This window comes from Pseudomonas sp. PDM27, assembly GCF_019219205.1.
GTDB classification, from domain to species: domain Bacteria; phylum Pseudomonadota; class Gammaproteobacteria; order Pseudomonadales; family Pseudomonadaceae; genus Aquipseudomonas; species Aquipseudomonas laurylsulfatiphila.
The window spans coordinates 207,475-232,000 of sequence record NZ_JAHUWF010000001.1 but is presented as its reverse complement, the minus strand read 5'-3'; the positions used below and the strand labels follow the sequence as shown (position 1 = coordinate 232,000).

General features: G+C 61.2%; 26 protein-coding genes and 1 pseudogene. 24 read left to right on the top strand and 3 right to left on the bottom strand.

Annotated elements, in window-relative coordinates:
- Nucleotides 1–20: 20 nt before the first annotated feature.
- The 19 genes from KW838_RS01120 (at nt 21) to KW838_RS01030 (ending at nt 15,767) form a co-directional block, all read left to right on the top strand.
- Nucleotides 21–1,016, top strand: coding sequence for a major capsid protein (locus KW838_RS01120; protein ID WP_218500065.1), 996 nt, complete (start codon nt 21–23; stop codon nt 1,014–1,016).
- A gap of 2 nt (nt 1,017–1,018) precedes the next feature.
- Entirely contained in the window at nt 1,019–1,333 is a 315-nt protein-coding gene (locus KW838_RS01115; RefSeq protein ID WP_218500064.1) for a hypothetical protein, read from the top strand.
- Nucleotides 1,330–1,965: a phage tail protein gene (locus KW838_RS01110; RefSeq protein ID WP_218500063.1), complete on the top strand. Its 636-nt coding sequence runs from the start codon at nt 1,330–1,332 to the stop codon at nt 1,963–1,965. The genes KW838_RS01115 and KW838_RS01110 overlap by 4 nt, the downstream gene beginning before the upstream one ends.
- Nucleotides 1,958–2,521: a hypothetical protein gene (locus KW838_RS01105; RefSeq protein ID WP_218500062.1), complete on the top strand. Its 564-nt coding sequence runs from the start codon at nt 1,958–1,960 to the stop codon at nt 2,519–2,521. The genes KW838_RS01110 and KW838_RS01105 overlap by 8 nt, the downstream gene beginning before the upstream one ends.
- Nucleotides 2,488–3,048, top strand: coding sequence for a phage baseplate assembly protein V (locus tag KW838_RS01100; protein WP_218500061.1), 561 nt, complete (start codon nt 2,488–2,490; stop codon nt 3,046–3,048). The genes KW838_RS01105 and KW838_RS01100 overlap by 34 nt, the downstream gene beginning before the upstream one ends.
- Before the next feature lie 57 nt (nt 3,049–3,105).
- Nucleotides 3,106–3,327: a hypothetical protein gene (locus KW838_RS01095; RefSeq protein WP_218479001.1), complete on the top strand. Its 222-nt coding sequence runs from the start codon at nt 3,106–3,108 to the stop codon at nt 3,325–3,327.
- A 13-nt stretch (nt 3,328–3,340) separates the two neighbouring features.
- A complete protein-coding gene (locus tag KW838_RS01090) occupies nt 3,341–3,667 on the top strand; it encodes a GPW/gp25 family protein (RefSeq protein ID WP_043302559.1) in 327 nt (108 codons plus the stop codon).
- On the top strand, nt 3,664–4,542 hold the full coding sequence (locus KW838_RS01085) for a baseplate J/gp47 family protein (RefSeq protein ID WP_218478712.1): 879 nt from the start codon (nt 3,664–3,666) through the stop codon (nt 4,540–4,542). Before KW838_RS01090 ends, KW838_RS01085 begins: the two co-directional genes overlap by 4 nt.
- A gap of 1 nt (nt 4,543) precedes the next feature.
- A complete protein-coding gene (locus tag KW838_RS01080) occupies nt 4,544–5,155 on the top strand; it encodes a phage tail protein I (RefSeq protein WP_218500060.1) in 612 nt (203 codons plus the stop codon).
- Complete coding sequence (locus KW838_RS01075; protein ID WP_218500059.1) at nt 5,148–7,457, top strand: phage tail protein; 2,310 nt, start codon at nt 5,148–5,150, stop codon at nt 7,455–7,457. The genes KW838_RS01080 and KW838_RS01075 overlap by 8 nt, the downstream gene beginning before the upstream one ends.
- The gene (locus tag KW838_RS01070; protein WP_218478706.1) at nt 7,457–8,044 is read left to right on the top strand and encodes a hypothetical protein; all 588 of its coding nucleotides are present in this window, start codon (nt 7,457–7,459) and stop codon (nt 8,042–8,044) included. Before KW838_RS01075 ends, KW838_RS01070 begins: the two co-directional genes overlap by 1 nt.
- A gap of 96 nt (nt 8,045–8,140) precedes the next feature.
- The gene (locus KW838_RS01065) at nt 8,141–9,304 is read left to right on the top strand and encodes a phage tail sheath family protein (protein ID WP_218478704.1); all 1,164 of its coding nucleotides are present in this window, start codon (nt 8,141–8,143) and stop codon (nt 9,302–9,304) included.
- A 12-nt stretch (nt 9,305–9,316) separates the two neighbouring features.
- Nucleotides 9,317–9,820, top strand: coding sequence for a phage major tail tube protein (locus tag KW838_RS01060; protein WP_218478702.1), 504 nt, complete (start codon nt 9,317–9,319; stop codon nt 9,818–9,820).
- Between the two features lie 11 nt (nt 9,821–9,831).
- Entirely contained in the window at nt 9,832–10,140 is a 309-nt protein-coding gene (locus KW838_RS01055) for a phage tail assembly protein (RefSeq protein ID WP_218500058.1), read from the top strand.
- Nucleotides 10,141–10,282: 142 nt separating this feature from the next.
- Nucleotides 10,283–12,634, top strand: coding sequence for a phage tail tape measure protein (locus KW838_RS01050; RefSeq protein ID WP_218500057.1), 2,352 nt, complete (start codon nt 10,283–10,285; stop codon nt 12,632–12,634).
- An 11-nt stretch (nt 12,635–12,645) separates the two neighbouring features.
- Complete coding sequence (locus tag KW838_RS01045) at nt 12,646–13,503, top strand: phage tail protein (RefSeq protein WP_218478695.1); 858 nt, start codon at nt 12,646–12,648, stop codon at nt 13,501–13,503.
- Nucleotides 13,478–13,684 carry a tail protein X gene (locus tag KW838_RS01040; protein WP_057716592.1) on the top strand — a complete coding sequence of 69 codons (207 nt, stop codon included), beginning with the start codon at nt 13,478–13,480 and terminating at the stop codon, nt 13,682–13,684. The genes KW838_RS01045 and KW838_RS01040 overlap by 26 nt, the downstream gene beginning before the upstream one ends.
- Nucleotides 13,685–13,736: 52 nt before the next feature.
- Nucleotides 13,737–14,771: a phage late control D family protein gene (locus KW838_RS01035; protein WP_218478694.1), complete on the top strand. Its 1,035-nt coding sequence runs from the start codon at nt 13,737–13,739 to the stop codon at nt 14,769–14,771.
- Nucleotides 14,772–14,972: 201 nt separating this feature from the next.
- A complete protein-coding gene (locus tag KW838_RS01030) occupies nt 14,973–15,767 on the top strand; it encodes a DNA adenine methylase (protein WP_218478692.1) in 795 nt (264 codons plus the stop codon).
- A 167-nt stretch (nt 15,768–15,934) separates the two neighbouring features.
- Here the strand turns inward: KW838_RS01030 and KW838_RS01025 are convergent, their stop codons facing one another.
- Complete coding sequence (locus KW838_RS01025; protein ID WP_060539968.1) at nt 15,935–16,975, bottom strand: AraC family transcriptional regulator; 1,041 nt, start codon at nt 16,973–16,975, stop codon at nt 15,935–15,937.
- A gap of 255 nt (nt 16,976–17,230) precedes the next feature.
- Here KW838_RS01025 and KW838_RS01020 point away from each other — a divergent pair, with 255 nt between their 5' ends.
- From KW838_RS01020 to KW838_RS01005, 4 genes and pseudogenes are all read left to right on the top strand, one after another.
- Nucleotides 17,231–18,562: an MFS transporter gene (locus KW838_RS01020; RefSeq protein ID WP_150756533.1), complete on the top strand. Its 1,332-nt coding sequence runs from the start codon at nt 17,231–17,233 to the stop codon at nt 18,560–18,562.
- A pseudogene (locus KW838_RS01015) lies at nt 18,559–18,657 on the top strand (DsbA family protein); the annotation flags it as partial. The gene KW838_RS01020 and the pseudogene KW838_RS01015, both read left to right, overlap by 4 nt.
- 128 nt (nt 18,658–18,785) lie before the next feature.
- On the top strand, nt 18,786–18,941 hold the full coding sequence (locus KW838_RS01010; RefSeq protein WP_218478690.1) for a hypothetical protein: 156 nt from the start codon (nt 18,786–18,788) through the stop codon (nt 18,939–18,941).
- Complete coding sequence (locus KW838_RS01005; protein WP_218500056.1) at nt 18,938–19,948, top strand: YeiH family protein; 1,011 nt, start codon at nt 18,938–18,940, stop codon at nt 19,946–19,948. Before KW838_RS01010 ends, KW838_RS01005 begins: the two co-directional genes overlap by 4 nt.
- Nucleotides 19,949–20,256: 308 nt before the next feature.
- Here KW838_RS01005 and KW838_RS01000 read toward each other — a convergent pair whose 3' ends face one another.
- Nucleotides 20,257–21,300 carry an AraC family transcriptional regulator gene (locus tag KW838_RS01000; protein ID WP_060539964.1) on the bottom strand — a complete coding sequence of 348 codons (1,044 nt, stop codon included), beginning with the start codon at nt 21,298–21,300 and terminating at the stop codon, nt 20,257–20,259.
- Nucleotides 21,301–21,660: 360 nt separating this feature from the next.
- Between KW838_RS01000 and KW838_RS00995 the strand changes: the two genes are divergently transcribed.
- Complete coding sequence (locus tag KW838_RS00995) at nt 21,661–22,734, top strand: alpha/beta fold hydrolase (protein WP_218478687.1); 1,074 nt, start codon at nt 21,661–21,663, stop codon at nt 22,732–22,734.
- A gap of 106 nt (nt 22,735–22,840) precedes the next feature.
- On the opposite strand, the gene KW838_RS00990 is transcribed toward KW838_RS00995, so the two are convergent.
- Nucleotides 22,841–24,484 (bottom strand): 3-(methylthio)propionyl-CoA ligase, encoded by a 1,644-nt coding sequence (locus KW838_RS00990; RefSeq protein ID WP_218478685.1) that lies wholly within the window; start codon nt 24,482–24,484, stop codon nt 22,841–22,843.
- Between the last annotated feature and the right edge of the window lie 42 nt (nt 24,485–24,526).

Genomic DNA, 24,526 nt, shown 5'->3' with positions numbered 1-24,526 from the left:
CTTTTCTGGAGAGTCCCTTCATGGCCGACATTGGCATTTTTACCGACGATGTTTTTTCCGTGTCTTCGCTGACCGCGGCGATCAATGAGCAGGAATACTTGCCGGGCCGCATCAGCAGCCTGGGCCTGTTTCGCGAGGAAGGCATCAGCACCCTGACCGTGCAGATCGAAAAGGACGGCAACACCCTGGCCCTGGTGCCGGCGGGTGAGCGCGGCACCTCGGGTCTGGTCGTGGGTGCAAGCAAGCGTCAGATGATTCCATTCAACACCGTGCACCTGCCGCAGCGTTTCACCATCAAGGCCGACGAGATCCAGGGCATTCGTGCCTTTGGTACGACCACCGAGTTGCAGGCCGTGCAGGGCGTAGTGAACACCCGCCTGAGCAAAGCCAAGCGTCAGCTCGATGCCACCCATGAATTTCAACGCATGGGCGCACTGAACGGCCTGGTGCTGGATGCGGACGGCTCGACGGTCCTGCTGAACATCTATCAGGCGTTCGGTGTGGAGCAACAAAGCTTGTCCATGGGCCTGAACGACTCGGCGACGAAGATCCGGGTCAAGTGCACCGAAGCGCTGGACATGCAGGACGATGAACTGGGCAGCGTCACCAGCTCGGGCGCGCGGGCCTTCTGTGGCAAGAATTTCTGGAACAAGCTGATCACGCACAAATCGGTTGAGGAAACCTACCTCAATACGATCCAGGCCGCGGAATTGCGTGGTGATGCGCGGGACAGCTTCGAGCTGGGCGGCATCGTCTGGGAGCGCTACCGCGGGCGCATCGCTGGCGTGTCGTTTATTCATGACGATACAGCCCTGTTGATTCCCGAAGGCGTGCCGGAGCTGTACATCTCCTGTTTTGCCCCGGCGGACTACATGGAAACGGCCAACACCCAAGGCCTGCCGTATTACAGCAAGCTGGAACCACTGCCGTTCAACAAGGGCATGGCCGGTGAAGCCCAATCCAACCCATTGCACCTGTGCACGCGTCCACGGGCACAGATCCTGCTGACGCTCTGACCATGGCCTTTCGAGACCTGGTCGCGGAGATCGACAGCGTGGTGTTCGACACCCTGGCCGATATTGGCTTCATTGAAGGTCGGCGCGTGCTGGGCATGTTTTCGGCGCCTTGGCTGCAACCCAAGGTTGGCCGTTTAAACACCGGTTTACGCGAACCGTGTTTTCACATTCGCGTGGCCGATGCCGTGGGCGTTGAAAAAACGCAGACGGTACAGATCGAGTTGCCCGTGCTGGACGGTGGTGGCGAGTACACCCTGATTCATCTGGAGCCGGCGGGTGATGGTCTGGTGGCCTTGTCGTTGAGGTTAAAAGCATGAGTGCCGTGCCGGTTTCGCTGCAGTTTTCTGCAGACGATATGCAGGCTTTTAAACAGCTGGCCAAGGTAATGCCCAAAGCGGTCGCGGCAGCTCAACGGCGGGCGATCAACAAGACCTTGGGTTGGTTGGCCACGCACATGGCGCGCGATGTCAGCAAACAGGAACGGATTGCCGTCCGCGCGGTGCGCCAGCGCTTGCGCAGCTATCCCATCAAAGGCCAGGGGCAGTTGGGCAAACTCTGGTTCGGCACCAACCCGATGGAGGCCAGCCGGATTGGTAATCCCCGGCAGGGCAAGGCCGGTGTCTCGGTGGCGGGGCGGCGCTACCAGGGCGCCTTTTACAAACGCGTGTATGGCAACAAGGCGGACATCTGGATCCGCACCTCCAGCAAACATTTCAACCCGGATGACTATCCCGGCAGCAGCGCGTCCGCCGGTGGAGGCACAAGTTCAGGCTGGATCGCGGAAAACGACAATCGCTTTCCACTGGCCAAGGCCAAGATTTCGCTCGAAGACGTTGAAGGTCCGTTTTACACCTGGGCCAACAAGGCCGACGAGCGTCTACTGGTCGTGTTCAAACAAGAGATGAACTTTGAACTGCACAAATACCTGAAGGGGAGCGCTCGTGTCTGATCCTGCCTTTTCGCTGGATGCGTTGTACGCCGCCATCGAGGACCACATCCGCCAGGCACTGCCCTCGGTGCGGTTTGTGGCGACCTGTCCGGACATTCAGGACCGCATAGCGTTGCCGGCGGTATTTTTGGAGCCGGTTGAGTTTGAGCCCGGGCCCGACATCGGCACCGGTGAAACCGTGCTGGTCCAGCGCTTTGAAGCGCGGGTCATTGTCGCGCCCGAGTTGGCCCGTCATCAGCAACTCGGTGCCCAGTTGGCGGCACAAATTGCGGTTCTATTGCGAGCGCAGACCTGGGGGCTGGATAACGTCGAGCAGGCGCAGTTTGTGGCGTCGCGTCAGGACTGGACCAAACCGGAACTGGATGGCTACACCGTGTGGACGGTGGAGTGGACCCAGCAGATCTACCTCGGCGAGGTTGAGTGGCTGTGGCCTGTCGAGCATCCGGGCACGCTGTACCTGAACGTCGATGGCTGCACCGGTACCGGCAATGAAGATCACTACTTTCAACCGGAGGATCTGGCATGGGATACGCCAGCGCCGAACATGACCGGATGATCGCGGCGATGCTGATGCCCTGCGTGGTAGTCGGCCTCGATTTGATGGCCGGGCGGGTGCGGGTCAAGGCCGGTACTTGGGTCAGTGCCTGGGTGCGTTGGCACAGCCTAGCCGCTGGCAAAGCCCGTCATTGGCGCGCGCCGAGCATGAATGAGCAGGGTGCGCTGTTCAGCCCCAGCGGTGATCCGGCCATGGGCACCTTTATCCCGGGGCTGTATGGCAACGCCGGGGCGCCGCCGGACAACCGCGATCACGTCGAGGCCTGGTACTTCGACGATGGCGGCTCGCTGGTCTACGACTGGCAAGCCGGCAGCTACAGCATCGATCTGCCCAATGGCAGCCGCGCGACGATCACGGTCGGGGGTTCGCAGTTTGAAGTGACGCCGGAGCAAGTCCGGGTGACGGCCAGCCAGATCACGCTGTCGGGTGAGGTAAGCATCGACGGCGCGCTGAGTGTATCCGGCGACATCACCGGCGCCGGCACGATCATGGACGCCGAAGGCAACAGCAGCAACCACTCGCATTGAGTGAACATTCACCTTCAGCCCACCGCGCGTGGGCTTTTTCATGCCTGGAGAAAAACCATGACGAGTAAAACCAAGGAAGTCTCGGCCGCCACCGAAGCGCCCGCGCCGGCCACGCTGAGCTTCTTTCGCGACACGCTGTACACCTCGCGGGTGCTGATTCTGCTGGACGCCGAGCGCACCTTGAAAGTCGAAAAGGGCCAGGTCGCGGTGGCCTCGGATGATACGGTCGCGCTTGAGTATTTGCGCGGCCGTAAGGACTTTGTCGCGGTCGAGGACTGATCCCATGATCGGGATGATCGGACTGGACCGCCGCACCGGCCAGCTCATTTCCGGCCTCGATCACCTGCGCCAGTCCATCGAGGACATTTTGTCCACGCCGCTGGGCAGCCGACGCATGCGCCCGGAGTACGGCAGCAAGCTGCGGCGCTTTGTCGACCTGCCGGTCAATGACGGCTGGAAAAGTGCCGTGCAGGCGGAGGTGGCCAGCACGCTGGGGCGTTGGGAGCCGCGCCTGAAGCTGGGCCGGGTGCGCGCGGTGGCCATCCTCGACGGACGTATCACATTTGAGCTGACTGGGCAGTACCTGGGCAGCGACGTGACCTTGGAGGTGTCCGCATGACCATGGAATTGGCGGCACTGCCGCCGCCGCAAGTGCTGGAGGACCTCGACTTTGAAGCGGTCTACCAGGAGAAGCTGGAAGCCTTCCGTCTGAGCATGGGCGACAACTGGAGCGCGGAGCTGGAAAGCGACCCGGTGCTCAAGCTGATCGAACAGGCCGCTTATGGCGCCTTGCAGAACCGGGCGCGGGTCAACGACGCGGGCAAGGCCTTGCTGTTGGCCCATGCCGAGCGGGCCGACCTCGATCACCTGGCCGCCAACGTCAACCTGCAGCGCCTGGTGATTCAGGCCGGAGATCCAAGCACGGTGCCGCCGACGCCGCAGGTGCTCGAAGAGGACGATGCCCTGCGCGAGCGGGTGCAGCTGTCGTATGAGGGACTGACCACGGCGGGGCCGCGCAACAGCTACATCCTGCATGCACGCAACGCCTCGGGCCTGGTGGCCGATGCCACGGCGGAAAGCCCGTCGCCCGCCGTGGTGGTGGTCACCGTGCTCAGCCTCGACGGCAGCGGCGCCGCCTCGCCTGAACTGCTGGAGGAGGTCCGACTGCAACTCAATGACGAGGACGTGCGACCGGTGACCGACCGGCTCACGGTGCAGAGCGCCATGGTCATCGACTACCGTATTGAAGCGGTGCTGTATCCGCAGGCACCCGGCCCGGAGAACGAAGCCTATCTGGCCGAAAGCCAGAAACGTCTGAGCGAGTGGATCAACCCGCGCCGTCGCCTGGGTTTGGAGGTGGCGCGCTCGGGCGTCGATGCGCAGTTGCACGTTCCCGGCATCGCCCGGGTTGAGCTGCTGGGCTGGACCGACCTCAAACCGAGCAAGGCCGAGGCGGCGTATTGCACGGGTTATAGCGTGACGCTGGGGGCCTGACATGAGCAGCCAGTTACCGCTCAACAGCACGCCGCTGGAACTGGCCGTGGAGGCGGCCAATTACGAAAAAACGCTGATTCCGCTGCGCAGTTTGTACAACGCCGACACCTGTCCCGAGCATTTGATGCCGTACCTCGCCTGGGCTTGGTCGGTGGACCGCTGGAACAACAACTGGACCCAAGAGGCCAAGCGCACGGCGATCCGTTCGGCGTACGACGTGCACGCGCGCAAAGGCACCATCGGTGCATTGCGTCGGGTGGTCGAGCCCTTGGGCTACCTGATCGACGTCGTGGAATGGTTCGACACCGTGCCGGAAGGCGAGCCCGGCACCTTCGCCCTGGAGGTCGGCCTGAATGACGCCGGCATCACCGAGGAACTGTACGAGGAACTGGCGTGGTTGATCGACGACGCGCGTCCGGTCAGCCGGCACATGACCAATCTGGCGCTTAGCCTGCAGACCGAGGGGGTGTTGGGCATTGCCGTGTGCGTGCAAGAGGGCGAAGAGATCGACGTGTACCCCCCAGCTCCGAAAGACATCGACGTGACCGGCACCTTTGGCCCGGCGCTGTGCGTCGATGAAACCGATACTTTGGACGTTTATCCCTATGATTGATAAAACCAGTCAGTTTTTTGCCATTCTCACGGCGGTCGGTGAAGCCAAACACGCCAATGCCATCGCCATGGGCCTGGACTGGATGTTTAGCGAGATGGGCCTGGGTGATGCCAACGGCACCGACCCGATTCCCGACCGCCTGCAAACCCAGTTGATCAACGAATGGCGCCGGGCGCCGATCAACCAGATCCGCGTCGATCCGGCCAACCCCAACACCGTCATCACCGAGCAGATCATTCCTCCCGAAGTCGGCGGTGAATGGATTCGCGAGATCGGCCTGTACGATGTCGACGGCGACCTGGTGGCGGTGGCCAACTGCGCGCCGAGCTATAAACCGTTGTTGGACCAGGGCAGTGGCAAGACCCAAGTGGTGCGGATGAATTTCATCGTCAGCAGCTCGGCGAACATCGTGCTGAAGATCGATCCGGCCGTGGTGCTGGCCACGCGTGAATACGTGGACCTCAAGATCCAGGAGGAGCTGGCCAAACTGGACCACAAACAGTCAGCGCGGGTGGCGGCCACCGTCGCCATTGCCCTGAGCAATGTGCAGACCATCGATGACGTGGCCGTGGTCGTCGGTGACCGGGTGCTGGTGACCGCTCAGACAGAAGCCCAGGACAATGGCCTGTATGTCGTCAGCGCCGAAAGCTGGACACGGGCCGCCGATGCCGACAACAGCCTGGAAGTGACACCGGGGTTGTTTATCCACGTCGAGCAGGGCACGACCAACGGCGACAGCCTCTGGCAGTTGGTCACGGATGCGCCGATTGAGCTGGGCACCACCAGTTTGCAGTTTGAAATGATCGCCGGCGGCAGTGGGGTAGGCGTAGGCACCTTTCGTAGTGTCACCGTCGATGCCCTTGGGCGTGTAGTCGCCGGTACCAACCCGACCACCCTGGCCGGCTACGGCATCACCGATGCCCTTGCGGTGAGTGAAAACTTGGGCGATGTTGCGGATGTGGTCGAGGCTCGGAATAACCTCGGGCTGGGCACCGCCGCGACCGCTGTTGTGCAGGTCCATCTTCACGATGAAACGCCTGATGCGCTGATGAAGGTCGGAGCGTTCGGCTGGGGTGGGGCTGCCTATGCGGTCAGTGATGTTGATATCGGTAGCCTGAATGCGGTGACGGCCCTCTATTTCGTCAGCAATGGCGCGGGAGGGCCAGGTGGCGCGCCCTTTGAGGGTTGGGTTCGCGTTTCGGCGATTACACCAGGTCAATACGCCTTTCAGGAGATTTATGGGAATGCCGACCACACCCTACACCGCCGGGCCTTGACTGCCGGTGTTTGGAGCGAATGGGAAAGCACCTGGGACTCAACCGATCTGGTTAAACAAACCTCTCCCCAAGATGACACACCAGGCCGTGTATTGCTCACGGGTGCTTATGGCTGGGGCCAGGGGGGGATTGTCCTTCCCGAAGGCACCGATTTAGACACAGTCACCACCGCGGGCATTTACCGGGTGAACCCCGGCCCGAACGTTCCAGAGGGCGGTCAATTCTCCCCCATGCTGGTTGCGGTCAGTCAAGACACCCTCTGGCAACAAATCATCGGCTATAACACCGGTACAACGCTTACTCGTGGCGGTGTTCGGAGCCCAGAGGGATTCGTATTCAGTGCGTGGGTAACGGGTTGGGACACTAGTAACTTTGACCCTGCTGCGTACCAGGCGGCACTGGGTTTCACTCCCGTGCAGCAAGGCGGTGGTGCGGGTCAGGCGTCGAACAAGGTCTACATTGGTTATCGACCCGCCTCGAGCGATGTGGGTTTACAGGTTGATGCATCCGACTTCGGGAAGATCTGGACCGAAAGCAATTTTGATCCTGCTTCCATATTTGCCGTCCCTGTCGGCGTGCCGTTTCCATGGCCAACCGCTATGCCGCCAGAAAACTGCGTCGTGATGACGGGGCAGCCGTTCAATGTCGAGTGGTACCCAGCATTGCTGGCCGTGTATCCCAGCGGCATCCTGCCAGATCTGCGCGGTGAGTCGATTCGTGGTCTGGATGGCGGACGTGGCGTTGACCCCGATTCGGGACGCCCCGTGTTGAGCGCTCAGCTCGACACGCTGCAAAACATGACGGGCGAGCTCGTCCTGCAAGACGACGACTCGGCGTTACTGGTGAACACCGCGACTGGCGTATTTACGGGTGGTAACCACAGCACGGCCATTACGCCGGCTGCACCGCAAGTCACTACAACGGGTTACCGCTCAGTCGTTTTCAATCCTTCAGCCGTCGTCCGTGTGAGTACGGAAACCCGTATGCGTAACGTGGCGTACAACTACATTTGCAGGATGTACTGATGCCGAATTTAGTGAATGGTTTTTTTGAAGAGGGCGGTTGGATCGAGGTGTACACGTTCAGTGAAACCACCACGGAATACCTCGGCCAACACGAAACCTATGTCAGCTGTGGCTGCGGTCTGCCAGCGGGCGCCACGTTGGAAGAACCGCCCGAAGCCGGGGACGGGGAGGTGGTGGTCTGGAGGGATGGCAGGTGGTTGGTGGTGCCCGACTACCGAGGCGTGGCTTACCGCACCACCGATGGTGCCGAGGTGACGCATTCGATGCCTGGCGAACTGCCGGCCGAGCTGACGAATTTGCCGCGACCAAGTGCGGCCTATCTCTGGGATGGTTTCGTTTGGGTGCTCGATGCCGCGCGCGATCTGGCGATTCAAAGCCAGCGAGAACGGTCATGGATCGAAAATGAACTGCATTGGGCGGGCAGAGAGATCGACAAGCATCTGGATGCTGACCCAGCCGCGCTCAACACGGAGCAGGCTTGGCGCACCTATCGCAACGAGCTGCGGGCCTGGCCAGGATCGTCGGACTTTCCGGTCAGTGATAAACGGCCGCTAAAGCCGGACGGATCGAGCAACACCGCGTCCTGACGCCCCGCATTGCCGGGGCGTTTTCTTTTCCGTTACGCGTCACGTCACTCACAGCCTCGCTCGCGCGGGGCTCTTTCGTTTCTGGAGCATCACTCTATGAGTTTTTTTCACGGCGTCACCGTGACCCTGGTGGACACCGGCGCCCGGCATATCGCCACCCCGTCCGCGTCGATCATCGGCCTGTGCAACACCTTCACCGTGGCGCCGCCGGCGACCGCGGCGGCCAACGAATTGCTGCTGATCACCCGCGAAAGCGAAGCGGTGGCGGCCTGGGGCCCGGACGCCGCGATCACCCAGGACTGCAAGGCCATTTTCAAGCGGTCCAAGGCGGTGATTGTCGCCGTCGGGGTGCCGCTGCTGGACGACCCGGCCGAGCAGCTGTCCGCGATCATCGGCGGGGTTTGGGCTGACGGCAGCCGTACCGGCATGCAGGCGTTGCTCAACGGTAAAAGCAAGTTCAACGCCCAGCCACGGTTGTTGGTGACTCCGGGGTACTCGGCGACGCTGGCGGTCGCCACCGAGCTGGTGGCGCTGGGCGACAAGATGCGGGCGATGGCCATCCTCGACGGGCCGAACACCACCGACGAAGCCGCGATCACCTATGCCGAAAATTTCGGCAGCAAACACGCCTACATGGTCGACCCTGGCGTGCAATTCTGGGACACCGGGACCAGTGCCACGGTCAATGCACCGGCCTCGGCTTGGACCGCTGGCCTGTTTGCCTGGACCGATGCCACCTACGGTTTCTGGGCCTCGCCGTCGAACAAGGAGTTTGTCGGCGTCACCGGCACCACGCGGCCGATCGAGTTTCTCGACGGCGATGCGTCCTGCCGGGCCAACCTGCTGAACAACGCGAACATCACCACGATCATTCGGGACGATGGGTATCGCTTGTGGGGTAACCGCACGCTGTCCAGCGACTCGAAATGGAAGTTCGTCACCCGGGTGCGCACGCTGGACATCGTCATGGACGCGATCCTCTACGCGCACAAGTGGGCCGTGGACCGCTCGATCACCGCGACCTACGTCAAGGACGTGACCGAAGGCCTGCAGGCGTTCATGCGCGACCTGAAGAATCAGGGCGCGATCATCAACTTCGAGGTCTATGCCGACGAAGAGCTGAACACCTCCAGCGAACTCAGCGACGGCAAGGTGTACTGGAACATTCGTTTCACCGATGTGCCGCCGGCCGAAAACCCGAACTTTCGCGTGGAGGTGACCGATCAGTGGATCACTGAAGTGCTGGACACCGCTGCCTAAGGAGGCCGCTTTATGATTCCGGAAGTGCTCTACAACACCAACCTGTTCGTGGACGGCATCAGCCTGCAAGGCGACGTGCCGAGCTTGACCCTGCCCAAGTTGACCCTCAAGACCGACGAGTACCGCGCCGGCGGCATGGACGCGCCGGTCGAGATCGACATGGGCACCGAAAAGCTCGAAGCCAGCTTCATCACCAACGGCGTGCGCCGCGAGGTGCTGAAGTTCTTCGGCCAGGCCGACCTGACCGGGTTCAACGCCTCGTTCCGGGGCGCCTTCAAGGGCCAGAAAGGTTCGGTCAAGTCGGTGGTCGCCACCCTGCGTGGCAGCCTCAAGGAAGTCGATCCGGGGGACTGGAAACCGGGTGAAAAAGGCGAGTTCAAGTACGCCGTCGCGGTGACCTATTACAAGCTGGAAATCGACGGCAGCGTGATGTTTGAAATCGACCCGCTCAACTCAATTCGCGTCATTGACGGCGTCGACCAATTGGCCGCTGTGCGGTCTGCCCTGGGCATGTAAGGAGCCACACCATGAGCAACGTGAAAGACAAAGTCCTGCCCAAGTGGCTGCAACTGGGCGATGGCATTGCCACCGTGGCCCTGTCCCGGCCGAGCCAGGCCAACGGCATTCAGGTCGACAAACTGACCTTGCGCGAACCGACGGTGCGCGAAATGCGCGCTGCCACCTTGCAGGGCGGTACCAACGAAGAAGAGCAGGAGATGGTCTTGTTCTGCAGCCTGGCGAGCATTGGCCGCGGCGATCTGGAGGGGCTGCTGATGCGTGATTACCGTCGTTTGCAGACCGCCTATTTTCGTCTGGGAGCAGACGACGGGGTTTAACCCCCGGCTGCAAAAGGCCCTGGCCAAACGCTTGGCCGTCGAGCTGAATTTTTCGGCGGCCGAGATTCAGAGCCTGTCGTTTTCCGAGATGGTCTGGTGGCTCACGGACTGAGCCCACCCCCGTTGCATATAGGTACCCTGCATGGCGAACAAACTCTCGCTCGGGCTGGTGATTGGCGGCGCCGTCGATTCCTCCCTGGGCGCTGCCTTCAAGAATGTCAGCGGCGAAATGAAAAAGCTTGAGGCGCAAACCACCCGCGCCAAAGGTTTGCAGAAAGTCATCGGCGAAACCATGCGTCTGCGCGATGAATGGAAAAAAGCCCACGACAGTGGCGCGGCCAATGCTGACGCCTTGCTCAGAAAGCTGGAAACCAACACCAACAGCTTGCGCAAGCAGGGTGTCGAAGTCGGACGCCTGCGTCAGGAGTACCTGGCGCTGGGCAAGGTGGTGCGCAGTGCCGAGTTCAAAGCCAAAGGCATGGGGCAAATCGAAGAGGGGCGGGAGAGCCTGCGCAGCGGATTTGGTACGGCGGTGGCCGGTACCACGCTGGCCGCGGTACCGACCAAGGTCAGCGCGGATTTTCAGGCGATCATTCGCGACATCGCAATCAAGTCCGGCACCGCCAACACCCAGCAGGAAATGGACACCGCCCGCGACATCGTGCAGACCTCAAAAGATACTGGCATGGCCAACACCCAGGTGGCCGACCTGGTGAATCAATTGGTCGGTGGCGGCATGGTGTTGACCGAAGCGCTGAAGTACGCCCCGGTGGCCGCCAAGTTTGCGGTCGGGCAGGGCGCGTCGGGCACCGACACGGCGAAAATGATTCTGGCGATGCAGAACAACGCCAAGATCACCGACCCCAAAAAAATGGAACAGGCCCTGGCGTCAGTTGCCCTGCTGGGCCAGCAAGGCAGCTTCGAGGCGGCCGACATGGCCAAGTGGTTTCCGGAGTTGTTGGCGCAGATGGCCAGCAGCGGCATCACCGGTCAGGAGGCGGTGACCCAGTTGGGCGCCATGTTGCAGGTGCAGATCAAGAGCGCCGGCAGCGCTGATGAGGCGGCGAACAACCTGAAAAACTGGATTGCGAAAATCGGTTCAGGGGAAACCGTCAAAGGTTACGCCGATGCCGGGATTGACTATCAGGGCTCGATGAACGCCGCCATTGCCAAGGGCTTGTCGACCTTCGAGGCCAGCTTCGAACTGGCGCGCCGGTATGTGGAAAAGACCGATCCGAAAAAGGCCAAACAGCTGGATCAGGGCCTGACCCAGATCAGCCAGGAGACGGACCCGGCCAAGGCGCAAGCGATGGCCGATGCCCTGGCCGCCACTTTGCGTACCGGCGATCTGTTTGCCGACATGCAGGTCAAGACGGCCCTGATGGCGTACACCCAGAACAAAAAATTCTACGCGGAGCTGAAAAAAGGCGCTTCGGACCCCGACGGCCCGCGCAAGGACATTCTCGACAAAAACCTGAACGAACGTCGCGAGAGCTCGTCGCAACGTTGGGCCGAAACCGGTCAGGCGTTCAACGATTCGCTGCGCGCGATCGGGGATGCCCTGCGGCCGGCGACGGATGCGTTGGCCACCGGCATTGGCGCGGCAGCGCGTGGCTTGACCGCCTTGTCCGAGGAAACGCCCAAGGTGGTGCTGGGCCTGGCGGCGCTGAGTGCCGGAGCCTTGTTGGCGGGCAAGGCCTGGGCCGCGCTGAAGATCGGGCGGGGGCTGGTGAACATTGCCCGTGGTTCGGCCGGTGACCGGTCCAACATTGTCCAGCGGGTATTCGTGACCAACGCGGATGACGGCGATCACGACGGGCTGGATCACGGCAAAGAAGGGACGGGCGGAAAGGGCAAAGGCCCTGCAAGTCGGCCGTCCCGTGGCATGAAAGTGGGTGGGGCGCTGGCGGCGCTCGGTGCCGGCGTTCAGGTGTTGGAGACTTACCAGAACGCGACCACTCGCGATGAAAAGGCCGAAGGCTACGGCGAGGCGGTGGGTGGGCTTGCCGGTGGTTTGGCCGGTGCAGCGGCCGGAGCGGCCATCGGTTCGGTCATCCCGCTGCTGGGCACCGCAGTGGGCGGGATGATCGGTGCCTGGCTCGGGGCGTGGGGCGGCGGCGACGTGGGCGCGACCATGGGCAAGGCGTTGTTTGGTGGGCCGGACACGCCAATCGTACCCAAAGCACCGCTCGGCCTCTTTCCCATGGCCGCCGGCCAAGGGGTGGGCGCGGTCGTGCGCTCGATGGACAACGCCCCCGTCGCTCCGGTCACGGCGGCGGCATTGATGTCGAGCACCGCGGCTAAGGCACCCGAATGGCCGAAGGTCGATCAGCAATTCACCTTCGCCCCGGCCCCGGTGTTTCAGGTGCACGGCGATGTGAAAGACCCGGCACAGTTGGTCCAGGAATTGATGCCGTACCTGCGCCGTCAATTTGATGACTTCGCCCGGGAAGCGCGCGACCGCCAGTTGTTTGATGCACCCCACGTGGGCTGAGGAATAGTGTTATGGCGGATGAAAAGACCTACCTGCAGCACCTGCAGGGCGGGCTGAAATACATGGTCGACGCAGGGGAGGCCGGGCGTACTGACCTGGAGTCCATGACCGGGCCCATGAATGGCGCGCTCAATGAAATCAGCGGGGCAGCCGATGCGCTGGAGGGTTTGCCCTTTATCAGCGAGGACCTGAGCGATAAGACCCGGCGTTTGCAAAGTGCAATAAACTCGGCCCAGGCCAAGATCGGTAAGGTCGCCAGTATCTACAATCAGACCCAGCGTGCGCTGGCCCAGTTTGATGAGCATTTTTCCGCGTTGACTGAGCAGATCGGCCGCTTTGGCGCGGCGTTCAACAAGGTGGCCGGCAAGGCCAACGCCGCGTTGGGCAATATTTTCCCGACGGAGTGGTTTGCCGGCGACATGACGCCGATTCCCGACGCGGTGAAGCCATTCCCGCACCTGCTGATTCTCTACCCGCTGAAGGCCAATGAGCGGCCGTATTACTTCAACCTGGACACCGCCGCCTTCGACGAACTGCGCCGGCAGACGGCGTTTCGCTGGGCCGCGCAGGAGCGCCTGACCCGGCGCCCGGCGCAACAGGCCGTAGGTCTAGGCGAGGAGAAAATCACCATCAAAGGCGCAATCTACCCGAGCTTCAAAGGTGGGCTGAAGCAGCTGGATACGCTGCGCAGCATCGGTGCCAAGTTGCTACCGCTGAACCTGACCACGGGTTATGGCGAGGTGCTGGGCAACTGGTGCCTGACCAACATCGACGAGGAACAAAGCGCCTTGCTGCCCGGGGCGATCCCGCGCAAGCAGGGCTTTTCATTGGAGTTTGTCCGTTATGGCGATGACCTGCAGAACGGCTGACGGGGATTTGCTCGATACCCTGTGCCACCACTACTACGGCCACCTGAACCGCAGCGTCGAGGCGGTGCTGGCGGCCAATCAGGGCCTGGCCGATGAGCCGCAGCCGTTCCGGGCCGGTGTGCTGATCACGCTGCCGGACCTGGTGGTGGAGACTGACAGCGTAATTTCACTGTGGGATTAATCCCATTACCCAGCCCGCCGAGTGCGGGCTTTTTTTTGTTCGGAGCGCCGACATGCAACCGCTTTTCCGTATCGTTGCCGATGGCGCGGACATCACCACCTTGATCAATGATCGGCTGGTCTCGCTGCAGCTCTCCGATCGGCCTGGCATGGCCTCGGATTCGTTCGAGCTGCGCATTGATGACCGTGATGGTGCAGTGTTGCTGCCTGTCCGTGGTGCGAGCATCGAGGTCTACCTGGGTTATGCCGGCGCCGACCTGACGCGCATGGGCCGCTACACCGTGGACGATGTCGCTGTCTCTGGCCCACCGGACACGCTGGTGATCAGCGGCAAGGCGAGCGACATGCGTGGCAGCGGCAAAACCACGCGCAGCGGCAGTTGGGAAGATGTCAGCCTGGCGCAGATCGTCGGTGACGTGGCGGCCCGCAATGGCTGGCAGCCATCGTGCCCGGTCGACACCCGGGTGCCGCGCATGGACCAGCTCAATGAATCCGACTTCAACTTCATTACCCGGGTGGCCAAGAAGCACGACTGCACGGCCAAGGTGGCTGACGGCAAGCTGCTGGTCTTGCCGCGACAGGGCGGGCAGAGCGCCAGTGGCAAGGCCTTGGCGGTGATCACCCTGCAGCGCAGCGATATCACCCGCTGGCGGTTTCGCTTGAGCGACCGCAGCACGCATCAGGGCGTCAACACCCAGTACCAGGACCCGGCCAGCGGCGAGCTGCTGATTTCGCACCTGGACAACCCCAACGTGCCCGAAGGGCTGCCGCCGGTGCATACCGATCGCCATCTCTACCCGGATCGCACAGCGGCCGACGAAGCGGCCAAGGCCCGTCTGGCGGCGTTCAATCGTTCCACCGCCTCGGTACGTCTCGACCTGCCGGGTCGGACCGACCTGTTTGCCGAAGTCATGATCCAGGCCCAAGGCTTCAAGCGTGGCCTCGATGGTGAGTATTTGGTGGAGTCGGTGGATCACACTTTTACCCCGTCCGGCTGGACAGTGTCGGCGGAGTGCAATGGCGGCAAAGAAGGCAAAGCCAAGACGTCAGGCAAGCCGCAGAAAATCGTACTCGAGGTGCCGGTTTAATTGCGCGGGCGCATAAATCGGCCCGAGTCAGAAGTTTCAAAAATCAAAGAAAAAGGAGCGGCCAGTCTGGATGCGTCAACATCCAGCCTGGCCACCGTCCCCGCAGATTGTCCCTGCAAGTCCCGCCAAGGCTCCTGCTCTGTGCACAAAGCAGAGCGAGCCTAGCACCTGTTTATTTATACAGTAAAGGTCTTGCTATCTATGTCTTCACCTATCATCCCTTGGATGGGCGGCAAACGCCGTCTGGCCGATCGCCTTATTCCGCTGTTTCCTCCCCACGAATGCTACGTCGAAGTCTTTGCCGGCGGCGCCGCGCTGTACTTTATGCGACCCCAGGCCGCGCCGGTTGAAGTCCTCAACGACATCAACGGTGACCTGGTGACGTTGTATCGTGTGGTGCAAAATCACCTCGAAGAGTTCGTGCGTCAGTTCAAATGGGCGCTCAGTTCGCGTCAGGTATTCGAGTGGCAGAAGATGACCCGCCCGGAAACCCTTACCGACATCCAGCGCGCCGCGCGATTCTTCTACCTGCAGCACCATGCCTTCGCCGGCAAGGTCTCTGGGCAGACGTTCGGCACCGCGACCACCGGCCCGGCCATCAATCTGCTCCGTATCGAGGAAAACCTCTCAGCCGCGTGGCAACGCCTGTCCGGTACCTACGTGGAGAACCTGCCTTGGCTGGAATGCGCCGAACGCTACGATCGGGCACACACCTTCCACTACATGGACCCGCCGTACTGGCAGACCGCAGGGTATGGGGTGGATTTTCCGTTTGAAAATTACGAACGCATGGCCGATTTTATGCGCCGCTGTAAGGGCAGGGTGATGGTCAGCATTAACGACCACCCGGACATCCGCCGGGTGTTCGAGGGCTTTCATTTTGAGACGCTGGACATCCGCTACACCACGACTAACCAGCGGCAGGGCAAGGCCGAGGTCAGTGGAGAACTGGTGATCATGAACTGGGAGCCAGCAGCATTGGGAGGACTGTTTTGACGTGACAGCTATCGACCGACTCTGTTGAAAAAGTCGGTCCGCCCAAACTGCCTGCTCATTGGCTGGTGAAAACGCCTTGTCGCCGATAATGGCCGCGTCGAAGAAATGACAGTTTCAGGCAGGTTGGTCGGCCAACAGGCTTGTCAGTCGCCCTTGAATCTCTCCTTCTATTTTTTCAGGCGGCGGGGCTCGGGGGGCGCCTTGCTCTCTCGATAGGAAGCAACCCAATTCGAAGGTGTCTTGCCAAACTGGCTGCGGAACCAGCGTGAAAAATCACCGGCCGTGGAAAAGCCGAGCAGTTCGGCCACCTCATAAAATCGGCGTCTGCTGTTGGCCAAATACTCTTCGGCGAGTTCAGCCCGTACAGCGTTGATGATCGTTGTGACACTCTCACCCTCAGTTGCCAGGTGGCGGTTAAGGGTGCGTCGATGCATGCCAAGATGCTGGGCAACCGCATCGACAGAACACAGTCCGCTTGGCAGCAGCATCTTGACGATCTGACGTACCCGCTGCGTCGGCTCGTCGCGCAGGTTAGCCAACTGCATGTCCAGCGATCGCTTCACTTCGCGATGCAGCGCGGGGTCCGCCTCAGGTATGGCCATATCCAAATCGCCCCCGCGGCAAACGATGGCGTTGAATTCCTGAGAGAACTCGATCGCGGTTCCCAACACACGATGGTGTACTTCAAGGCTGGAGGGGGGGGCGTGAGTAAAACTGACCCTTACCGGCCGGAAGGTATAACCGCTCAGAATGCACAACGTGCGGAGGATAATTCCGGTTGCTTGTTCAATCGCTTGGCGCCAGACGCCATGATGGCCCTGCATGTTCACCCCCACATGCAGCAGGGTCAGATCGCCCACATCCTCAAGCCACAATTGCACACCGGCGTTATGCAGTCGCGTATAGCGAAAGCAAGATTGCAAGGCGGCGCGCAGTGTTGGCTCTTCGCGGATAAGCAGTGCCAGCATGCCAAAGTTGGAAAGGTGTCTCTTTTCGGCGAGCAGCAGACCGAAAGCCTCCTGACCGGACAATCGGGCTGACTCCTCCAGCAGCCACCCGACCGAATCGCTACTGATCATGATATTTGGATCGTCGAGGGCACTGGCCGGCAGCTTGGCCATCCGCAGCATACGAAAAGGATCGAGCCCCTCTGAACGGGCAACCTGTTCATAGTTGGTAAGGCTGGCACTCCGCGTCAGGGTATACATGATTTCCCTCGTGTCCCAATTTCGCAAGATTGAGTCCTGCGAAGCTTAGTGCAGGATGCCCCGTCAAAGCTACCTTCAGGCTTCCGAAAATAGAGAGCGGAAGGTAATGGATACGCGCTAGAACCTACTGCGGTTCAACAGCACGGCCCTTGGTCATGGGGATGCTCACGCGTGTGGGCATTGAAGTCACTTTCATAAGCCGTAGCGGCTACACGCTTGATAACAACAATAAAACAACCACATTGAGGAGGCTGCATGGCCTTTCACCCAATCGCCGCCGACGATGACGACTCCGGTGGAGTCGGCGTTGCGCGTAAATATGCCTGGATTGTCTTCGCGCTGACGTTCGGCCTGTTGATTTCCGATTACATGTCACGCCAAGTGCTCAACGCGGTGTTCCCGCTGCTCAAGAGCGAGTGGGCGTTGAGCGACGGCCAGCTCGGTCTGCTCAGCGGCGTCGTTGCCCTGATGGTTGGCCTGCTGACGTTCCCTCTGTCGTTGATGGCCGACCGCTTCGGCCGGGTCAAGAGCCTGGCGTTGATGGCGCTGCTCTGGAGCCTGGCGACCCTGGGCTGCGCGGTGGCGCAGGACTACCAGCAGATGTTCATCGCGCGATTTATGGTCGGTGTCGGTGAGGCGGCTTACGGCAGCGTCGGCATCGCCGTGGTGATCTCGGTGTTCCCCAAACATATGCGCGCCACCCTGGCCAGTGCTTTCATGGCCGGTGGCTTGTTTGGTGCCGTGCTGGGCATGGCGTTGGGCGGTGCTATCGCGGCCAAGCTGGGCTGGCGCTGGTCGTTCGCCGGCATGGCTCTGTTTGGCCTGGTGCTGGCGGTGCTCTATCCGCTGATCGTCAAGGAAGCACGCATTGCGCCACAACGTGCCGCGCAGATTGCGAACAAGACGGCTGCCGCGGTCAAGCGTCCGCTGCGCACTTTGTGGTCCAGCCATTCGGTGATCGCCACGTACGTGGGTAGCGGTTTGCAGCTATTCGTCGGCGGAACGGTGATGGTGTGGATTCCCAGCTACCTCAACCGCTACTACGACATGCCCACCGACAAGGCCGGCGGCATGGCGGCGCTCATCGTGTTGTGCAGCGGTGTGGGGATGATTCTGTGCGGCATGCTCAGCGATCGCCTGTGTCGCCACTCACCGGAGCGCAAGGTCAGCCTGGCCATCGCCTTTTGTCTGGGCAGTTGTCTGTTGCTGTCGGCAGCCTTTGCCTTGCAGGCGGGGCCGGTGCAACTGCTGCTGATCTGCCTGGGCATGCTGATTGCCACCGGTACCACCGGCCCTAGCGGCGCGATGGTTGCCAACCTGACCCATTACTCGGTGCACGGCACGGCCTTCGCCACGCTGACCCTGGCCAACAACCTGCTGGGGTTGGCACCGGGGCCGTTCATCACCGGTCGGGTGTCCGACCTCATCGGTTTGCATGCCGCGTTTCAACTGGTGCCGCTGGTCAGCCTCGCGGCAGCGGCGGTGTTCTTTTATGCCAAGTGTCATTACCACAGAGATATCGCCCGGCTTCAGGGGCAGAGCGTGCCTGACCCTGTCAGTGAAGCCGGGTTAGAGGTGAGGTTGTGACTCGTCGTTTGCGTATTGATGTGTTTTTCGATTTCTTTTGCCCCTGGTGCCTGATCGGCGAGCGCCAACTGGAACACTCGCAGGTACAGTTTCGACGTGCCTAGTGTGCAGTTCAGCCGGCAGAGGACGGGGGTGGGTTCACGACCCCCCGATGCGCTGCTGGCCTCCATGAGTGAAGCGCTGCGCGAAAGTGATCGCGAGCGGTAACTGGCATGCCCGGCTCATGTCTGTACCTACTGACAAAAGCCCGCCGGCCGGGGGCCATACAAAGAGCGGCTATCTGTTCATTTCCACCCAACTCAAAGTCAATAACCACCCGGCCAGGATCATCGACGGCCAGGCGTTCATTACCACCTTTTTCGAGGAGTCCGCGCCATGAGCGCTATTGCTCTAACCCGCATCCAAACCCGCACACGCGAATTGGTACCGGGCTTTATAGTCAGCCTGATCGTGGCCGCCGCCGCCTCGTTTTTGTCCGAGCACTACGGCGCACCGGTCATGTTGTTCGCCTTGTTGCTGGGCATGGCCTTGAATTTTCTTGCCGACGACGGTCCCTGCAAAGTCGGCGTCGAGTTCACCGCCCGCACGGTACTGCGCATCGGCGTCGCTCTGCTGGGCATGCGCATCACCCTGGAACAAATGGCGGCACTGGGCTGGAAGCCGATGGTACTGGTGGTGATCCTGGTGGTGTTGACCATTGCTGCCTCGGTGATCGCCGCGAAGTTTCTGGGTTTCTCGCGGCTGTTTGGCATGCTCACCGGTGGCGCCACGGCCATCTGCGGCGCATCGGCAGCCTTGGCACTGGCGGCGGCGTTGCCGAACCATCCGCAGAAAGAGCGCGCGACCCTGTTCACGGTGATCGGCGTGTCGGCGTTGTCCACCCTGGCGATGATCGTCTATCCAATGATTGCCAACTGGTTCTCGTTGTCGCCACAGATCGCCGGGGTGTTCCTCGGCGCCACCATCCACGACGTCGCCCAAGTGGTCGGTGCTGGGTACGGCATGTCAACCGAGACCGGTGACACGGCCACGGTGGTCAAGCTGATGCGCGTTGCCATGCTCCTGCCGGTGATCGTCACCGCGGCCATGATCACCCGCATGCAAGGCGCTGACCCGACCGGCAAGCGCCCACCGCTGCTGCCATGGTTCGCCGTGGGCTTTCTGATTCTGGCCTGCATCAACAGCACCGGCTGGATCGCTCCGGCGGTGCAAGGTGGGGTCAATGAGTTGTCGCGCTGGTGCCTGGTGATTTCCATCAGTGCCCTGGGCATGAAGACTCAGCTCAAGGAGCTGGCGGCGGTCGGCATCAAACCGATCCTGCTGATGGTCGGTGAGACGGTGTTCTTGGTCGTGCTGGTACTGCTGTTGCTGCACTGGGGCCTCTGAAAACAGGCTTCACTCAGGTTTATGGCAGGGCTTCACTGGGCTGGCTCCTCGTTACAGTGAAGCTCACCACCGGTGCCACAAACATCGGTTTTTTGCGGCGACTGTACCAGCAGTCGCCGTTTTTTTTGGTTCATCACGAATGGTCGGGAAAGACGCGATCTACTTGAAAAAGAATTCGCAATACTCATATCACGCACAAGAACGCCGATTTGTCAGATGTGTTTGCTCGCACGAACATCATCAGTCAAATCGGCGCTGTTGTTTCTGAGTTTCCCGCAATTGCGTGAAAAACCTTTTTTGCCTTGTACTCAGAAAGATTTAGGGACTGCGGCACTCTCTGCGCAGAGACCGGACTGTTTCTGCGCGCTGCGCCACGCCGCCGGTGGCATGCCGAACTGGTTGATGAACCAGCGGGTAAAGGAGCTGGCCATGGAGAAGCCGAACATGTCGGCGATGCGGCTCATCGAGTTGTTCGGGTTCTCCAGATAACGCAGCGCTAGGTCACGGCGCACGTCATTGATCAGGTCGTTGAAGGCACAGCCGTCGTCCTGCAGACGGCGTTGAAAGGTACGCACGTTCATGCCCTGTGACAGGGCGATCTGCTCTAGGGTGGCGCGCCCCATGGGCAACAACAGGTAGATGGCCTTGCGCACCTCGAACAGCATCGAGGTGCTTTCATCACCCTGCAACGAATCGATGTAGTCTTGGGCATAACGGGCCATGGACGGGTCGGCATTGGGATTGATCATATCGAGACTGGCTTCGGAGCAAACGATGCCGTTGAACTCGCTGCCGAATTCCAGATTGCAGCCGAACAGGCGCTGATGCAGGTGCAGGCTGTCTGGCGGCTGGTGCATGAAGTTGACGCTGTAGGGGCGCCACTTCGAGCCGAGCAGTGTCGAGCACAAGCGGAACAGCACGCCAATGACCAGCTCCGTGGCTTGGCGATTGGGCAGCAGTGTCTCGGTGACCATCACTGCACGAATGATCACCATCCTGCCGGCCTCTTCAACGAAGATTCCCAGGGAATCGTTCATCAGATGACGGTAGCGCTCCATCACCTGCAAGGCGTCGCGCAGGGTGCGCTGTTGGCTGAGCAGCAAGCTGACTACACCGAGGTCCGAAAGCTGGCGTGACTCGGCCATACGCAGGCCGAAGGTCTGGCAATCGCTGGCGGCGGCCGAATCTTCCAGCAGACGTACGGCGGCATCGATGGGAATGCGGTATTCAGGGGCTTGCAGCTGAGCCTTGTTCAGGCCGGCAACTGCCAGCACGTCACGCGGGTTGAATCCCAGGTCCTGGGTGACTTCCAGGTATTTGGTCAAGACGGCGGCGCGAACAAGCTTGGGCATGTATAGGATCTCCCTCGGCCGATGGCGGCGTTTCTTTTTTCATCGAAGATGTATTGAACGAGAAGACGGCGCTTGTGGAAGTACTGATAGCGCTAGCGATCTTCAACCTTGGTCTGGCGTAGTGCAGAGCAGGAAGCGCGGTCCCATTGTAGGGAACACGAGCGCGGCGCTATGGGCATGGCGGGATAATTTCTTTGCATATTGGGACACTATCGGCGAGCTAAGAATGGCGGCGGCAGAAGCAGCTCTATAGTCTTTCGCTCTGTCCCAATTTCACAATATTGTGTCCTGCTAAGCTCAGTGCGGGGCACCCTCTCAGAGCTACCTTCAAGCCCACAACTAATAAGATGGAGGTAGATAATGGATACGCGCACTTCAATGCGTATCGGTCAGCCGCTCGCTGCAATGGCGCAGGTGGATGCCGACGATCCTGATGCATTCAACCACTGCTTTGCCGACGTCAACGGCATCCGCATGCACTACATCGACGAGGGCCAGGGCCCGCTCGTCATCCTGCTGCACGGCTTCCCCTACCTCTGGTACATGTGGCGGCGCCAGATCGTGGCATTGGCCGAGGCCGGCTATCGGGTTGTGGTGCCCGATCAACGCGGGTTCGGGCAATCGGACCGCCCCGACGCCATCGAAGCCTATGACATGAGCCAGTCCGTCGGCGACATGGTGGGTTTGATGGCGGCCCTGGGGGAAACCTCTGCGGTGATCATCGGCCACGACCTGGGCGCCTGGGTGGCCCAGGCGGCCGCCATGTTGCGCCCGGATCTGTTCAGTGGCCTGGTGATGCTCAATACCCCGGTACCGCCGCGGGGCAAGGTCAAGCCAACCGTGGGCTTGCAGGCCATGGCGAAAGGCCGGGTCTACCACCACCTGTATTTCCAGCAGCTCACCAAGCCGGATCGCGAGCTGGCCGCTGATCCGCGCAAGACCTTGAGCAGCGTCTTTTACTCGATCTCCGGCAGCGCCGTCGGAGCCGAACGCTGGCGTCTGTTTGTCGAGGCCGGTGAGCCGATTCTCAACGCCTTTACCGAGCCGAAGGGAGCGTTCCCGTCCTGGCTGAGCCCGCGGTCGCTCGACTACTACGTCGCCGAGTACACGCGCACGGGGTTTACCGGTGCCCTGAACTACTACCGCTGTCGCGACCGCAACTGGGAAATCACCGCGTTTCTCGACGGCGCGAAGGTCAGCCAGCCAAGCCTGTTCATCGGTGGTGCTGCCGACCCTTCCCTGGAGCCGGTGGAAATCCGCAGCCTCTACGACCAGATGGACGCCTACCTGCCCGCTCTGCGCAAAAAGGTGCTGCTACCCGGTGTAGGCCATAGCGCCGCAGAGGAAAGCCCGGCTCAGGTCAACGAATTGCTGCTGGAGTTTCTCGAGCAGTTGATGTCCGGCGACCCGACCTCTGAGCCAGCGGCTGGCTAAACCCCTTGATAGCGGAAATGCAAAGGCAGGGCGAACGCTACCGGCATCTGCCGTAACGTCCGCCCTGCCTTTGCACATGGACAGGGCTGGATTTGTTCCTTGTTACTCAGCTGGCAGCCTTGACCAGCAGATGATCGCCGAACTGCTCGCGCAGGCGGTTCTTCAACACCTTGCCCGTAGCGCCCAGTGGAATCGTGTCGACGAAGACCACATCATCCGGCGTCCACCACTTGGCAATCTTGCCGTCATAAAAGGCCAGCAGATCTTCCCGGGTCAGGGCTGCCTGCGCTTTCCTGACGATGATCAGCAAGGGCCGTTCATCCCACTTCGCATGTTTCGCGGCGATGCAGGCCGCCTGGGCGACTGAGGGATGGCTCAGGGCAATGTTCTCCAGATCGATCGAGCCGATCCACTCGCCACCCGACTTGATCACATCCTTGCTGCGATCGGTGATCTGCATGAAGCCATCGCCATCGATGGTCGCCACATCGCCGGTGGGGAACCAGGTCTGGCCGGCGTGTTCGAGCAGCGGCGAACAGTCGCTTTCATTTCTGAAATAGTCGCGTACCACCCAGGGGCCGCGCACCATCAGGTCACCCGAGGTCGCGCCGTCCCAAGGCAGTTCCAGGCCGTCCGCGCCGACGATCTTCATATCGACACCAAACACTGCGCGGCCTTGTTTGGACTGCACAGCATTACGCTCTTCCGGGGACATGCCAAGGTGCCTGGCCTTGAGGGTGCCAATGGTGCCGATCGGGCTCAATTCCGTCATCCCCCAGACGTGCAACACCGCGACGCCGTAGGTCTCCTGAAACTTGTTCAGCATTGCCGTGGGACAGGCTGCACCGCCAATGATGGTGCGTTTCATGCTGGAGAAAGGCTCGCCGGTTTGCTCCAGATGCCCGAGCAGCCCTTGCCAGACCGTGGGTACGCCAGCAGAGAGGGTCACCTGCTCCGCTTCGAGCAGTTCGAACAGCGATTTGCCGTCCAGCGCAGGGCCGGGAAATACCAGCTTGGCCCCGACCATGCACGCGATGTACGGGAGCCCCCAGGCGTTGACATGGAACATGGGCACAACCGGCAGGATGACGTCGCGCGCCGAACAGTTCAGGGCATCCGGCAGCGCGGCGGCATAGGTGTGCAGCAGCGAAGAGCGATGACTGTACAGCACGCCTTTCGGGTTGCCCGTGGTGCCGGAGGTGTAGCAGAGCGTGCAGGCGGCATCCTCGTCGAGATCCGGCCAGGCGTAATCGCAGGCGCCCTGTTGCAGCAGATCTTCATAGCACAGCAGGTTGTCGATACCGGTGTCTGTCGGCAGGTGATCGGTCATGGCGATGAACGCCTTGACCGTTGGGCAGCGGCCAGCGATGAGCTTGATCAGCGGCAGGAAGGTCATGTCGAAGAAGATGTACTGGTCTTCGGCATGATTAGCGATGTAGGCCACCTGATCTTCATGCAGGCGCGGGTTGATGGTGTGCACGATGGCACCCATCCCGCCAATGCCGTAGTACAACTCCAGGTGACGATAGCCGTTCCAGGCCAGCGTACCGATCCGGTCGGCGGGCTGGACACCCAGGCTGGTCAGCGCGCTGGCCATCTGGCGCGCGCGACGGTGGCAGTCCCGGAAGGTGTAGCGATGGATATCGCCCTCCACCCTGCGGGACACGATCTGCGTATCGCCGTGATGGCGGTCGGCGTGCTCTATGAGCGAGGAAATCAACAGCTGCTTGTGCATCATCAAGCCATGCATGGCATCGCTCCGTTCGAAAGTCTGTGATCGGGGAGCGGGCAG